Origin of the sequence: Streptococcus sp. 5004, from assembly GCF_013276755.1 — a bacterium.
Lineage (GTDB): Bacteria > Bacillota > Bacilli > Lactobacillales > Streptococcaceae > Streptococcus.
Window position 1 is genome coordinate 1 of sequence record NZ_VMLP01000023.1, and the last position, 16089, is coordinate 16089.

Sequence of the window (16089 nt, forward strand, 5' to 3'; positions counted from 1 at the left end):
TTTCTTTGCCATCTTTTTCGATAACTACATATCTAGTATCTGGGCGAACAGTTGGAATATATTTAGCTGTCACTGGCGTTCCGTTCTTATCAACACGTTTAACCGTTACTCCTGTAGCTTTTCCTACAAAGTTTGGTTCTGGAGTAAACGTTACTTTTCCATTTTCATCGATTTTGTACGTCCCTTCTCCTGAAACTGTCTTCGTTGTTGTTTCATCATCGAATTTTGGTTTTACAGCTTCATCGATTTCTACTGGTACTTCTTTTCCGTTAAGTGTTACTTTTCCACCTGTAAATGTTGGTGTTCCTTCTTGAGATTGTCCTTTTGGACCTTCTGATTCAGCATCTTTAGAAGTTGGTGATACCGGGATTACTACTGGTATGTATTTAGCTGTTACTGGTGTTCCGTTCGTATCAACACGTTTAACCGTTACTCCTGTAGCTTGTCCTGTAAATGTTTTTTCTGGTGTGAATGTTACTTTTCCAGTCTCATCGATTGTGTATGTTCCTTCGTTTGGAACTGTCTTCGTTGTTGTTTCATCATCGAATTTTGGTTTTACAGCTTCATCGATTTCAACAGTTTTTTCTTGACCGTTAATCGCTACTTTTCCACCTTTAAATGTTGGCGTTCCTTCTTGAGTTGCACCTTGAACATTTGTTGTTACTACATCTGAGCTTGTTGGTGTTGCTGGTCTTACAACTGGTGTGTACTTAGCTGTTGCTGGTGTTCCATTTGTATCTACACGACGTACATCAATTCCTGCAGTTTTACCTGTGAATGTTTTTTCTGGTGTAAATGTTACTTTCCCAGTCTCATCAATTGTGTATGTTCCTTCGTTTGGTACTTTAACAGATTTTTCGTCTGTAGGTTGTTTAGTCGCAGGATCGATTAATTTAGCTGGTACGTTGTTATCTAATGGAACTTCTACTTCTGTACCGTTAACAGTTGCTTTCCCTGTTATGAATACTGGAGTTGCTTCTTGCGTTGCACCTTGGACATCTTCTGTCACAGCGTCTGTTGCTGTTGGTGTCGCAGGTTTAACTGTTGGTGTGTACTTAGCTGTCGCTGGTGTTCCATTCGCATCTTTTGCTTCAACTATCGCTGGTACTGGTGTTCCTGCGAAATCTTTATTTGGTGTGAATGTTACTTCTCCAGTGGTTGGTTTGATTGTGTATGTTCCAACTGTATTTCCTTTAGCGTCTTTTGCTGGAATTGTTGTTTTATCTGTTGGATTTCCAGTTTCTGGATCTACTAATTTCGCTGGTTGGTCTGCATCAATCTTCATTGGAACTTTGTCACTACCTTGAGTGAATGTTGGTGTTCCACTTTGCTCAGCACCTTGAATTCCTTCTGTTGTTACTGGAGTTCCTGTTGGTTTGATTGGTGTAATAGTTGGTGTGTAAGTTGTTGTAACTGTCGTTCCATTTGTATCTGCCGCTTGAACAGTTACTGGTTTAACAGCTCCTACATAAGTTTTGTCAGTTGGTGTAAATACAGCCACTGCTTTTCCATCTACATTCTTAACTGTAAATTTACCTACTACTTTTCCATTTGGATCTTTTGCTTCTACTTCATCAGCTGGTTGTCCATTTTCTCCTAGTACCTTATATGATAAAGGATCGATTGCTGCTGTTTTTTCAGTTCCATTAACATCCGCTTTACCTGGTACGAATGTTACTTCTTTAGATTGTTCTACACCTTGTACATCTGTTGATGTAGCTGGATCTGCTGTCGGTGCTACACCTACGATATGTGGTGTGTAAGTTGTTTTAACAGTTGAGCCATTTACATCTTCCGCTTGTACATTTGCTGGTAATACCTTACCTGTATAAGTTTTATCAGTCGGTGTGAATGTTACTGTGTTTGTTGCTGGGTCAATTGAGTATGTTCCTACTTGAGTAACTCCGTCCTCTTTATAGGCTGGTACTGTCGCTTCTGTTGGTACACTTCCGTCAGCATTTACTAATTTAGCAGATCCTGCTTTGATTGCTACTGTTTTTTCTACACCTGAAATTGTCGCCTTACCTGGAGCAAATGCTACAACTCCTGTTTGCACTTCACCTTGAATATTTGTTGATTCTGCAGGTGTTGCTGTTGGTTTAACTCCTACGATTGTTGGAGTGTAAGTTGTTTTAACGGTTGTTCCATTTACATCTTCTGCTTGTACATTTGCTGGTAATACTTTACCCACATAAGCCTTATCCGTTGGTGTAAATGTTACAGTATTTGATGTTGGATCAATTGTATATTCTCCGACTTTGTTTCCATTTGCATCTTCAGCATTTACTGCAGTTCCTGCAGCTACTGGATTGCCTTGTTTATCAAGAAGAACTGCTGAATTATCTTTAATAGGTACTTCTACATCTCCTGCTGTGAATGTTGGTGTTCCTTTTTGTCTTTCACCTTGGATTCCTGTTGAAGTAGCTTCTTTAGCTGTTGGGGTTACGCCTGTTACTGTTGGTGTGTATTTCCCTTTTGATGTAACTGGAACTTGATTTCCTTCTGAGTCAGTTGCCATTACGGATACCTGTACATTAACACCTTTACCTTCTCCTTTAAATGTTGGAAGTGGTTTAAATGTTACTACACCTGTTGTTGAATCGATTGAATACGTTCCTTCTCCTTTGACTTCAACTTCACCTTTTTCATTAGCACCTTCTAGTGAGTATGCCGCTGTTGCCCAGTCTACATTAGTTCTATCTGGAGTGTTAGCTGTTGTATTTAATTCAGAGAAGCGATCTTTTCCTGATTTAGAAGTTTGAGTTTGTCCTTGTTTTCCAGTAGTTTCATCTGCAGATGGTTGGATTCCATATACAGTTGGTGTATATGTGTTTTCTGTAGCTACTGTTACTGGGGTTCCTGATTCATCGTTGAATGTTACATTTGCTGCTACTGTTACTGGATTTGCTGTTCCTACAAAGCCTTCTACTGGAGTGAAGGTTACTTCACCTGTTGTTGAATCAACAGTGTAAGTTCCTTGATCAGTTGTTACTGAAGAAACTTTATTTCCTGTTGCTGGATCTACTAGTTTGTAATCTGATACAGTAGTTCCTTCTTTTCCATCATTGAAATTATCTGCCATTGAGTCAGTTTGTTTTTGACCTTGAGCTCCTGATGATTTCTCTGGATCTGTTACTACGATGTAGTAAGTTGTTTCTGCTACTGCGTCTTCTGTTACTGCACCTGCATCTGTTCCATCTACTGTTGGAGTTGTTACAACACCGTTTGAATCTACTGCACTTACTGTTACTTTGTAGCGTCCTTTTTGAGATAATACATAAGCGTTAGCTTTAGCTAGGTTTGCTTCTGCAGCTGTTTTCAGAGCTGCACGTGCTATTTCTACTGCTTTTTCAGCTTCTATAGCTGCAGTACGCGCTGACTCTACTTCAGTATTTTTTGTTGAAAGGTTTACTTTAGCTGTTTCTAATTGCGTTTCTACAGATGCTTTAAACTCTTGAGCATGCGCAAGTCTTCTCTCTGCTAATTCTTGAGCCGTCGGAGAAATAGAACGTAGTTTTAGATTATCTAATGCTTTTTGAGCATCATCTGCTAATCTTGATGCACGACCCAATAGTTCTTGAAGGCGAGCTAATTCGTTTTGTGAATCTTGTTGTTCTTTGATAGCTGTTGCTGCTGCTTGAGTTTTAGTTGCTGCTGTACGTTGAGCTTGAATATAAACTGTTTCTTCAGCTTGAGCTCCGTCAAAAGTAGTTACTGTACCGTCTGGTGCAGTTGCCGTTACTTTTGTTTTAATCGTATCTGAATCTGTTGCTGATGTTTTATCATCGATTGTATCTGCAAATGCTACGTTTGCTTTAGTTGATTTAACTAAGTCTACTGATGTATCTTTTGCTTCTGAATAACTTGTTGAAGTCCCTGCTGGTTTAGCATTTTGAATTGATGCTACATCTGTAGAAGATGCTTCGCGGTATGCTATATACCCTTTAAACCCTGATTCAGTCTCAACTTCCCAACCAGCATTTGTTTCTTTAGCTGTTACTGCTGTACCGTCAGAAGATGTCCATTGGTTTGTTACTGAATCATAATTCACAGTTACAGTAACACCTGTTACATCAGCTGTCTGATCTTTTGGTAAAGCAGTAACTGTACGCCTTACATCACCGACCGCTGTTACTTCTCCGTTTTTGCGGATTTCAGCAACTTTTTCTATTAAAGTAGCTGCATTTGAAATTGCATTCCATGTACGTGTGAATTCATAAACGATGAAATCCACACTACCATCAGCTTTAGCATCTGTATAGACACGACGTTCTGTTAATGTTGTAGTTCGATCTACATTCTCTTTTAGTACATATGCATCTTCATTTGGAAGATTGTATTTACCTGTTGCACTATTGAAAGTAGCTGTATATTCATTATTATCTTTATCTTTTACTTTAACAACTTCACGCTGTAAATTTGCACGTACTTTATCTGTAGTAGCTTTTGCTGCAATACTATCAACACCAACGTATTTTGTAGATTCTGGTGTTACAGTTAAGTTAAGAGTTGAATCTTCTGTTGTAGATGCTACTCCTAATACCGTACCTTCTTGCACTGCTGTATTAGTAGTACCTGCAGCCACTGTCCAGTTACCATCTTTAACTACAAGTTTTGTAACTGTTCCATCTGGCATTGTAATTTCCGCTTTGTTAGCACCTTTTGAAATTGTCACAGGTACATTTGTAGCATAAGCTTCAACATTCTTAACCGTAATTTTAGATGCTACTGCAATTGTAATATTTTCATGAGCTTCTTGACCATACATATTCCAATCCGTATTTTTTGCATTGGTTGTATTATTGTAGTCTTTGGCATAAACAGATGCTGTGAAAATACCAGCTTCATTTGCTGTTCCAGTAATATCTCCAGTTGTTGGATTATAATTTAATCCTGGTACAACATCATTTATCGGAGTTTCACTTCCTGTATAATTACCGTTTAGGGTTGTATGCGCTGTGATTGTACGCGGTGAATTCTGAGTTCTTACTTTAGAACCATCAACTGCAGTAAAGGTTGCGCCTTTCTCTTGTTTAGGGGCAGTTTTTGAACCAGCAACAACTTTGTCTCCACCTCTTGTGTATACATAACCAGCTCTTTCATCACGACTAATTCCATCATTATCGACATATTCAATATTATGATTTACTTGATCACCTATTGTTACTAATTTTGATGTTCCTTGAATACGTGGTGCAGAGCTATCTTGCCATCCAATCCATCCAGATTTTAGGTTACGAAAATCAAATTTTTGAGTAGAACCATCTGGTTTAGAAACAGTAACCAGATAACGCATGTCATATACACCGTTTTGAAGATCAGATTCTATATATCCTTCTACAGTATCTGTAGTTGCATTATAAGCTAATCCTGGCGGTAAATTGCTTATGTCGATGTTTGTGACTTTGTATCCTGCTGCTACTGCTTCCTGTGATAAACTAAAACGATTTTTTACATCAGTAATATACACATAATGATTCCCTTGTTCAAAAGTATACCCGTAGATTTCTGTAGCTATATACTCATAGGCACCTCTTGAACCGTAAACTGTACTTCCGTTGTTGTTCCCTGTAACACGTGGTTTCCCAGTCCATAGCTTAGCTTCTCGACCAAGCTTTTGAGCTTCTGTTTTTGATAAAGGGATGTCCGTACGTCCACTAATCCCAGCTTGTCCATTAACATCCGCAGGCACATCAGTGTTATCAGATTGATATCCATGAACATAAACTTTATAATCCTTATTCCTATCTAAAACTTCATAAGATTTACCTGTTGCTGTAGCGAATTCACCATTTCCTTTTCTAAGTTCGGTAGATGCTAATGTATACCCTTCGTTAGCTGAACGTAAGTGTGAACCTTGGACTAGTTCTTTACCATTACGCTCATCTTTTGAACCTGTATTTTCAATTGCGTTTGACTCAGATTTTTTCTCTGTATTTTCTGCTTTTTTCCCTACAGTTTCTTTACCATTTGTAGTATCAACTGCTGGAGCTGCTTTTTTCTCAACTGGTTTGTTTTGTAGTTTTGAGTTTACAGTTGTTACAAGTTTGTTGTAAGCAGCTTTTAACTCATCTTGACTATTAGCACTTGAAAGAGCTGCTTTTGCCGCTTCCAAATCTGCATTCAAAAGAGCCAAACTTTCGTCTGTCTTGTTTGCATATTTGCCTGCAGCTATATTTTCTGCTACCTGGTTAACATAAGATTCTAATTGAGTCTTATCCAATTTCGGAGCTACTACTTCTTTCGGAGCTTCTTCTGCTTTAGTTTCTGGTTTAACTTCTGCAGCTTTTGTAGTCTCAGGTTTCGCTTCTGCAGTATCTTGATCAGTTTTTCCAGCTGGAGACGTTGCAGCTACTGATGCTTCTGCACCTTGAACTTCCGTTGCTGATACCGCACCAGCTCCAAGAAACATCAAACCAGCTGCAATTGCTACCGATGCTGCTCCAAAGCTATACTTCCGGATACCATAACGAATATATTTCTCCGTTCGAAAATCTTGTTGACCTCTCTTCATGAGATTCAACCTCCTTGATTTATTTTATTCGTGTTGATTTAAAGCATTAGGGCAAATAAAAAGCCCCCCCCCCCCCTTAAATTTTTTAGTAATATTAAGAGGAGAACATCTTAAAAAAGATTGCTATATGATTCTAAACACTATAGCTCATTATAACATTAACACTTGTTCCGTTCAAGTATTATAGCTGGTAATTATTGAGTTTGAATGAGTGTTTTTTAATTTTATTAGAAATCTTTCTATTTTTCATTAACGATGATCAATGCTTTAGTATAAAACCAATTTAAATACGCTTAAAGAGTATTGTATTGAAACACGGGCCCCTAAGAATAACAGCAGTAACTTAAATTTACCTTATAAGGAGATGTTTCGAAATCAAAAAAAGTTAAGACATAGTGTCTTCAACTTTTGGCTCCATAATATTTATAGCAGCTAAATCCCCTATAGAGATTATAGAGCCTATTTTGTTGTAGAAAAAAAGCCCCATAGGAGCTATCACGAAAAGCAACTAAACAACTCATTAGAAAGAATCAAATGGAACAAATACTTTTTATCACAAAATTACTGGACATTAAAGACCCTAATATCAAAATGATGGATGTTGTTAATAGAGTTTTACATAAAGAAATCATTGCTAAACTGGACTACGACGCCCCATCTTTCCCTGATTGCGGATGGAAAATGAAGAAATCTGACTTTCAAAAACTTTCTAAGTTTCTTTACCTTGAAACGACTTCTATGCTTAGCCGAATCCTTCAAATTTAAGCACTATCATTGCTTAAAAATGATGTGTCATAGTCTCCGGATAAATCTGAGCTAAGGCCTCTTCTCTTCTTTTTTTCCGATAGGCAATTCAGGAAACCAAGCAGAAGTAGAGCAATAGGGTGACTAGAATTCCCAATATCCTATAAGTTCTATCTAATAGTTTGCGGTAGCTTTGGGCCACTTTCCCTAGTGAATAGTGAGCCGCTAGGACGATATTTTCTGCCTTTGACTGACCATAGTCCGCCTGCTCCATATCCGAAAAAATATGAGGGACGAAAATCAGTTCTTTTTCTAAAAACCCTAACTTAATCAAGTCTTTCTTCCAATCAGGACGAAGCTGAGGACTCGATACAAGGTAAACATATTCCAAACCCAGATGTCGTGCGATACGTGCTCGATAGACCTGGGGGCTCTCAAAGCCATAGCGATGGATTTCCTTGGCTGGATGAATGGTGACAATTCTCGACATGCTATAGACTCTTTCTCTCTTATTTTCTGCTTACAAAGGAAAACCACCCTCACAAAAAGGCGAGGGTGGTTCATCCGTTACAATGCTTGGGGATTTCCTAGCAAGTTCCCCATCAAAAGGACTTTATGTTATGCTATCACAAAGACTGACCATCTGCAAGATAGACTGACTTAGACAGGATAGCTTGAGGGAGTTTTCTTATTGTTTGTAAATCGATTCTCTGAAATCATCTGTGCTACGTAGGTAGGCATTGTAGATTTTTTGTTTTAACAAGTGTACCCAACTTGCAGGAGCATGGCTTGTCGTACGATCAATGTTAGCCACATCTTTTGCCACTGCTTGATCGATCAGTTCTTGCATTTGGGCAGCTGAACGGATTGTAATCTCCTTGCTACTGTTTGGCACACCAAGTTCGTACTGAATGGTAATTGGTTTCAACTGTTCTTGCTTACGAATACGTTGATGAAACATATCCTTCTTGAAATCAGCCCATGAAGCGTATTGGTTGTCAAAGACATTTTTCAAGACGAGGCTATCAGTGATGAGGCCAACATCTTTTCGGTGCCAATCTGAATAGGTGATATCACCATTTCGTTTAGCTTCTTCTGCATATTGGTTGGATACATATGGTAAGAACCCATCTTGGTAACCTTTTTCTGCTAACAATTCATAGGCCGTCTTTCTAAACATGATGTCACCAGGCGCACCCTTTGGATTGCTGAGGGCAGCATAAATCGGTGAGAACATGTTGATAAGATGATAGCCATTACGAGTATAGTCACTCTTATCACGGTAAGCTCGACGGTTGATGATATCATTGTCAATCAAGGCATCAAGACTAGTTAGCTTACTTACTTCAGCATCTGTCAATGGGCGAACAGAGTTTCCAGCATGCGTTTGTTTATGGTACTTGTCCTCAATGTAGAAATTCTCTATTTTTCTAAACCATTTTTTCTTAACATCATTAGACTTAGTTAGAATGGCATTGGCTTCCATAGCATCCAAGGTGTACAAGACATCGTACATACCGTGAACATACTCTTGCAAGGCTGCAGCTGATGTGAAGCGACTTGTCGGGTCATAAGTATGCAAGCGAGTTAGGGAATCCTTATCCCCTTTATAGAGAGTATTCAAGACAATAGCATCCTTATCTAGGTTGTCAGCAGATTGCAACAGTCCTAAGGCATACAACTCTGCTCCCAATCCTTCACGACGACCTTTTCCTTCAAAGTAAATATGTCCGTCAGAATTATGAACCATTTCATGGGTATAGACAGATGTTCCGTACTTATCCAACAAGCGGTCGCTGACATAGTGAACCTCTGAACCATTGGCATAGGCTCCGGCGCCTTTACTCTCCCCATACCACTTACCAGTAGGTCCAAAGAAATTGTAAATAGAAGCAATTGCCTTATCAGACAGGGTAGCCCAGTAATACTTGCTATTGCTATCTTTCATACCAAAGCCATCTGAAACCATAACTGAACGGAAGAGTTTTTCTTTGTATTCTGGTGAAAGAAGATGATACCAGATATCATAGTGGTCTCGTTGCCATTCAGCTGACTGGTCTACCTTACCACGAACATACTGACGGAGTTCTTCTCCGGATAAGACTGTATTATTGACACGGTCACGGTAGCGTTCGTAGCCACCAAAGGCCAAGGTAGAAAGGTTTGAAATCACATAAACATCCTCTTCTGGCAATGTCAATAGCGGTAGGAGCATATTTTTTAATTTCCAACTTGGTGCCGTAATACGGTCATAGACTCCCAGCCTATAGTTACTATCTGGTGTAGCTGACTCTTGTTTGGTACGCACTTCTGGAATAGCCGACTTACTCTCTACGATATAGGCCTTAGTATTTGTCTTCAACCATTCATTATTTGTTTTAGTTGGTAGGAAAAGTTTTCTGTAAGACTCTAGTAAATCAGTCACTGTCTTGCGACCTTTTGCAGCAGCCAGGGTTGTTTCATAGGCACTTGGATTATTTGATGCCTTAAGATTTTCCATACCACTCTGACCTAGGGCAATGATGGTATCCAGGGTTGAAGCTGTGCTATTGCCATCAAAGTCAAACTTATAGGTATTGAGATCCTTCGTATTGATGTGATCATAGTTGATATTGTACCAGCGATTGAGGTAGGTCAAACCAAGCAAGAAAGCTTCCTTGTTATTCTCGATTTTTTCGCTGATGTAGGTTGCTACACTATCTCCCATCGTATTGATAGACTTGTCCATGGCTAGCACTTTCCGGAGATGTTCACCGATATTGGCCTTAACTTTTTCAAACTCTTTGTCCAAATATAGCGGATCAAGTGAAGTATCTGCCTCAATGCCAAGAACTCTTCTCATAGCTACTGAGTCATATTCGACTCCTTGCAAATCTGCTAGAACTTGATCGGTCACTTTCGTATAGTCAGATAAAAAGACCTCCGGTGTAAAGATAAAGTTTTTACTTGCTACGCTGTATTCTGCAATCTGTGTATTTTTGAAATCTTCTTTGTAGGTGACATCCAGATAGCTGATTGTATTATCAGCAAAATGCAACATAAGCTTATTGATAGCTGCTTTATTGGCCTGAATATCTGTGATGATATCATTGTTCTTCATTGGTACAACATCCAGCAGCTCTGTGGAGTAGAGCTTATCAGTAGGATCGACTTGATTTCCATAGTGAACCACTAACTCTTTGTTGTAGAAAGGCATCAATTTCTCAATATTGTGATAAGCAACTTTTCGACTAGCTTGGCCTTGGCTTAACCGAGTATAGTCCACACTGTGCTGATTGGGCTTGAGTGTTTGACCTGTATCGTCTAGCGTCACTGTCATACCATATGACTGAACCTTTTCTCTAGCCTGATCTTGGGTGATTGGGGTCGCATAGAGATCTACCTTCTTGTTATCAACGGTAGTGCTAGCGTCTTCGATGTCCGCTCCCTTATATTGGTCTCCTGTGATGGCATAGCCATCTCCAGTATTGACCATGCTAACGACATGATGGATACGGCCATTTTGCCATGTAGAACCTGCTATACCTCCGACGCGTGGGTAGGTTGTCGTATTGAGAATGGTTCCATTTGCTAGCGCATGAGAGACCAAAGCACCACCTTGAACTTTCCCTACAATACCTCCAGCAAGTTGGTCATTGTTGCGGGCATTGCTAGAAATACTTGCATCAACAGCTACCTTATCAATCTTAGCCTTATTACCAGATAAGAGTCCTGCTATACCTCCCACATAGTAAGGAGAAGAATCCGCATGTTTAGCCTGAATGCTACCTGTAAAGGAACTATTGGTTATTTCTGTATCTTGAGCCTTGGCTACCAAACCTGCAACTGACTTGCTACCTGTCAATTGACCTTCTACAGCTACATTACTAATCTGGCTGTTAGTAGCCAATTTTGCTAGGCTGGCTGTGTCTTCTTGACTCTTAATCGCTACCGCTTTAAGATCAATATCTTTCACAGTAGCCTTGGTCAAGTTATCAAACAAGGCTGTTTTAAGGTCATAAATCGCAAACGGTTTTCCATCACTCGCACCGATAAGATTACCAGTGAAAGTTCCTGTCACATAGCTGGTTTGTCCCTTAGCTAAAGAAACCTCATCAGCTGTCATATCAGTTCCAAGTTTAAAGGTTCCAGCGAGATTGTCCTGCATGGCAGCAATCAGTTTCTTGAAGGAAGTATAAACTCCATCCTTGGACTGTTTTTGCTTATCAACTGTGAAACTATAGTTATCCTTGTATGTTGAACCTTCTTCTTGAACTAGTTCATTAAAGGCAACGGTTATCTTGTATTTCCCGTCAGTTGTTTCCTTAATAGAGCTAACTGGTAGCAGCATTTCCTTCATCTTGTCTGATTTGACTTTGACAAAATAAGGGGACAAATCACTTGGTATTTCTGATAAATTCAAATAACGACGGTAGTGACCATCTTCCTTACCATAGAGACCGACTTCATCTATATCTTTGATTTCAATTTTCTTATAGTCTAACTGAAAATCTTTCGTCGATACTTCTGTACTTTCCTGATCAGATTGACCTAGATTATAGGTTAGATAAGTCTTAATTGTATAAGGAGTATAGTAGTCCAAGCCATCAATCGTTTGCTGGACTGATGGATCTTTCAAATTCACCTCTTTGACCAATGTTCCATTTTGGTAAATTTGGGCCTTAGCCTTAACAAAAGCAGACGTTGGATCATCTAAGTGATAGTTGACTGCTACTGCTTTTTTGCTCTCCTCTTTAACAAGATTAGTGATTTCAACTGTTGGTTTGGTTTTAACAAGACTACCAACCTTGACAATCTCTTTGGTTGGCTCTAGTTCTGTACGTGAGATTTCCTTACTAGCTTCTACCTTACCATCTACGAGATAATCTTCATACTCGATTGTACGTAAACCGTCTTTCCCTTTCTGAGCAATTTCTCGGCGATTTTTTAAGATAGTCGCATCTTCGATTTCTTCAGTTTCATGAGGAATAGTTTCTGTTACTGTACGATGACTACTTGTCAAAGGCAGTTCAGGGAGGGCCTCTGCTACAGCAGCCTCACCTTCGTGACCTGACTCTTGCGTGCCTTGGGTACTGATGGGGCCTGTATAAGTCGGTGGTTCTGCTTGGACTAGAGCCTCCCCTTCATGACCTGACTCTTGTGTACCTTGAGTGCTGATTGGGTCTGTATAAGTCGGTGGTTCTGCTTGAACCAGTGCTTCTCCCTCGTGACCTGACTCTTGCGTACCTTGGGTACTGATGGGGCCTGTATAAGTCGGTGGTTCTGCTTGGACTAGAGCCTCGCCTTCATGACCTAGCTCTTGCGTGCCTTGGGTACTGATTGGGCCTGTGTACGCTGGTTGTGCTGGTTGAACCAGTGCTTCTCCCTCGTGCCCCAACTCTTGCGTACCTTGAGTGCTGATAGGTTCTGTATAAGTCGGTGGTTCTGCTTGGACTAGAGATTCGCCTTCATGACCTGACTCTTGTGTACCTTGAGTGCTGATTGGGTCTGTATAAGTCGGTGGTTCTGCTTGGACTAGAACCTCGCCTTCATGATCTGGCTCTTGTGTACCTTGAGTGCTGATTGGGTCTGTATAAGTCGGTGGTTCTGCTTGGACTAGAGCCTCCCCTTCATGACCTGACTCTTGTGTACCTTGGGTACTGATTGGACCTGTATAAGTCGGTGGTTCTGTTTGGACTAGAGCCTCGCCTTCATGACCTGACTCTTGTGTACCTTGAGTGCTGATTGGATCTGTGTACGCTGGTTGCGCTGGTTGAACGAGGGCTTCGCCCTCGTGACCGGGTTCTTGAGTTCCCTTTGCTTGCACTACAGTTCCATTACTCTCTTGCGACTGAGACTCTACATGAGAATGCGTTCCCTCTTGTTCTCCCTCTGTTTTTGGTCTTGTCGGAGCTGGCTGGACTGGATTTGTCTGTTCTTGATTCCCACCAGTTTGGCTTGAATTTGTTACAGATTCTGGATCCAGTCCTTGTTTTTGGTCTGGTTTCTCATCTTTTACAGCATGACTATCCTTACTATCCTGACTCTGAATAACTTTCGCTTGCTGACTAGTAGCCTTATTTTTAGGATACACAGTCGTTACTGCTGAGCTATCTTCATTTTTTATGTTAGACTTGCTGTCATTTGACTGCTTGACAAATTCAGTTCTAATAGTCAAAGCTGCTGAATGAGTAGTAGCCACTTCTTGAGATTGAATGTTTTCTGATTTAAATTCTTCCTTTCCAGTAGATTCTGCTGGTTTGCTAGTTATCGGTACAGAAAGAGCTGGCTTATTTTCCACATATCCTAGATAAGTATAACCAGGAATATCAACCGGAGCTGGCAAGGCATCTCCTGCCTGGACCGATAGTTGGGTGTTATAGGCAGCTAGTGTCTCGCTAGTCAAAGCAAGAGCAGTTGGAGACAGCAACTGACTGCCTAGACCGCTTACTAACAAGAATCGACTAATCTTGCTCTTGCCATCACGCCCCTTAAGAACTACTACGACCAATAAACTAAGACCTGCCACCAAGGCAACAGTCCCTAATGGAGAGCTAGTCCCCGTATTGGGCAATACTTGATTTGCTCGATAAACCAGATAGTAGGTAGCGTCTGTTTCTTCCGCTACTTGTGGTAGGGATGTAACCAAGAGAGTCTTCTCTTCATCAGTTAAATCCGACTCTAAAACGTAATTATAGCTAACGGTATGAGATTCCTGGGCAGATACAGTTTGTAGGGCAGTTCCCATCAAAAAGAAACACGCAACAGCTACAGATACAAGGCCAACTGCCAATTTTCTTAACGAGAAGTTCTGTCTTTCTTCTCCACTAGTTTTGAAATTCATATTCCCCTCTTTTTGCATTTTTAAATTAGTGTATTCATTTATAGTAAAACATACAACTCTTCCCATTATACATAAACTTTTTAAAAGATTCTAGGAATTGATATGCAATTGAATGGATATGGAAAATCAAGTAACTAAGTAATTAACTGATTTGAAAGAAGCTGAGCCAAAGTTCCCACCACACTTTTCTCAAAATTTTTCAGAAATAAACTGTCAACAAAAATGAAGAGAAGCACTATTACTTCTCTCCGTCTTTAAAAGGCTCTATACTATTTGTAGTGGGTAAATCCCCTATGGATATTATGGAGCCTATTTTGTTGTAGAAAAAAAGTCCCATAAGATCTATAATGAAAAGCAACAAAACAACTCATTAGAAAGATTCATATGGAACAATTACATTTTATCACAACATTACTAGACATTAAAGACCCTCACATCAAGATTGTAGATATCATCAATATGGATACACATAAGGAAATAATCTCTAAACTGGACTACGATGCCCCATCTTGCCCTGATTGTGGAAGTCTAATGAAGAAATATGACTTTCAAAAATCATCTAAGATTCCTTGCCTTGAAACGACTGGTAGGCCTACCAAAATCCTTATTATTATTTAAATAAACACCTTCGCTTTCAGATTTCTTGTCTTAGGCTGGAATAGTTTCCTAGAATGAAAGTCACATAATCAAAAAAACGAGCACTTTCGTACTCGTTCTCTGATATAAACTACTGATTAAAGTGAGTTTACGTCAACTTTGATACCAACACCTTGAGTAGTTGTGATAGTCAAGTTTGTTACGTAAGTTCCTTTAGCTGTAGCTGGTTTTGCTTTTTGGATTGTTTCGTTGAAAGCTTTGAAGTTTTCAACCAATTTTTCAGCTTCAAATGATACTTTACCGATGATTGCTTGAACGTTACCTGCACGGTCAGCACGGTAAGTGATTTTACCACCTTTAGACTCTTCAACTGCTTTAGCAACATCCATAGTTACAGTACCAGTTTTAGGGTTTGGCATCAAGTTACGTGGTCCAAGGACACGTCCAAGACGTCCAACAAGAGCCATCATGTCAGGTGTAGCGATAACTACGTCGAAGTCCAACCAACCGTCGTTGATTTTAGCAACAAGGTCATCTTCACCAACAAAGTCTGCACCAGCAGCTTTTGCTTCTTCAGCTTTTGCACCACGTGCGAAAACAAGAACGCGTGAAGTTTTACCAGTACCGTTTGGCAATACCATTGCTCCACGGATTTGTTGGTCAGCTTTTTTAACGTCGATGTTCAAGTTGTAAGCAACTTCTACAGTTGCGTCAAATTTTGCAAAGTTAGTTTCTTTTGCAAGTGCTACAGCTTCTTCTACGCTGTATGCTTTTGTGCTGTCAATTTTCTCAAGAGCAGCACGAAGTTGTTTGCTTTTTTTAGCCATTTTCTATTCTCCTTGTAAGTGGTTCAATCGATTTTCATCTCCCACGTCACTTCTCGAAATGATGAAGTCTTGCGGGTTATATTGGGGGTGTTATTGATTAGTCAACAACAGTGAATCCCATAGAACGAGCAGTACCTTCGATCATACGCATTGCAGACTCTACGTTTGCTGCGTTCAAATCTGGCATCTTAGTTTCTGCAATTTCTTGTACTTGCGCACGAGTAACTGTAGCAACTTTAGTTTTGTTAGGTGTACCTGATCCTTTTTCAACACCTGCAGCTTTTTTCAAAAGAACAGCAGCTGGTGGTGTTTTAGTGATGAAAGTAAATGATTTATCTTCGTAAACTGAGATAACAACTGGAATGATCATACCAGCTTGGTCAGCTGTACGAGCGTTGAACTCTTTTGTGAATCCCATGATGTTGATACCAGCTTGACCAAGAGCAGGTCCAACCGGTGGAGCTGGTGTAGCTTTACCAGCAGGGATTTGCAATTTTACAAGTTTTTCGACTTTTTTAGCCATTTTTAAATCCTCCTTTGTGGTTTTGGCGGTAATTAGAGATTTTTACCTCCCACAAGTATGT

The 16089-nt window shown here is 39.9% G+C and carries 5 protein-coding genes and 2 pseudogenes; 2 read left to right on the forward strand and 5 right to left on the reverse strand.

The genetic code is table 11. The features are described 5' to 3' along the window. On the reverse strand, positions 1-6514 hold a 6514-nt coding region (locus HT685_RS07470; RefSeq protein WP_173279001.1), incomplete at its 3' end, for a YSIRK-type signal peptide-containing protein. A 534-nt stretch (positions 6515-7048) separates the two neighbouring features. On the opposite strand from HT685_RS07470, the pseudogene HT685_RS07475 reads away from it, so the two are divergent. After that, positions 7049-7304: pseudogene (locus tag HT685_RS07475) on the forward strand (ISL3 family transposase); the annotation flags it as partial. A gap of 63 nt (positions 7305-7367) precedes the next feature. On the opposite strand, the gene HT685_RS10180 reads toward HT685_RS07475, so the two are convergent. Continuing rightward, positions 7368-7748: a hypothetical protein gene (locus HT685_RS10180; protein ID WP_240146928.1), complete on the reverse strand. Its 381-nt coding sequence runs from the start codon at positions 7746-7748 to the stop codon at positions 7368-7370. A 198-nt stretch (positions 7749-7946) separates the two neighbouring features. Then, the gene (locus tag HT685_RS07485) at positions 7947-14081 is read right to left on the reverse strand and encodes a ZmpA/ZmpB/ZmpC family metallo-endopeptidase (RefSeq protein ID WP_173227288.1); all 6135 of its coding nucleotides are present in this window, start codon (positions 14079-14081) and stop codon (positions 7947-7949) included. A gap of 384 nt (positions 14082-14465) precedes the next feature. Here HT685_RS07485 and HT685_RS07490 point away from each other — a divergent pair. Then, a pseudogene (locus HT685_RS07490) lies at positions 14466-14690 on the forward strand (ISL3 family transposase); the annotation flags it as partial. A 125-nt stretch (positions 14691-14815) separates the two neighbouring features. On the opposite strand, the gene rplA reads toward HT685_RS07490, so the two are convergent. Further along, positions 14816-15505 carry a 50S ribosomal protein L1 gene (gene rplA / locus HT685_RS07495; RefSeq protein WP_001085675.1) on the reverse strand — a complete coding sequence of 230 codons (690 nt, stop codon included), beginning with the start codon at positions 15503-15505 and terminating at the stop codon, positions 14816-14818. A gap of 97 nt (positions 15506-15602) precedes the next feature. Next, positions 15603-16028, reverse strand: a complete 426-nt coding sequence (gene rplK, locus HT685_RS07500) for a 50S ribosomal protein L11 (RefSeq protein WP_001085807.1) — start codon at positions 16026-16028, stop codon at positions 15603-15605. Between the last annotated feature and the right edge of the window lie 61 nt (positions 16029-16089).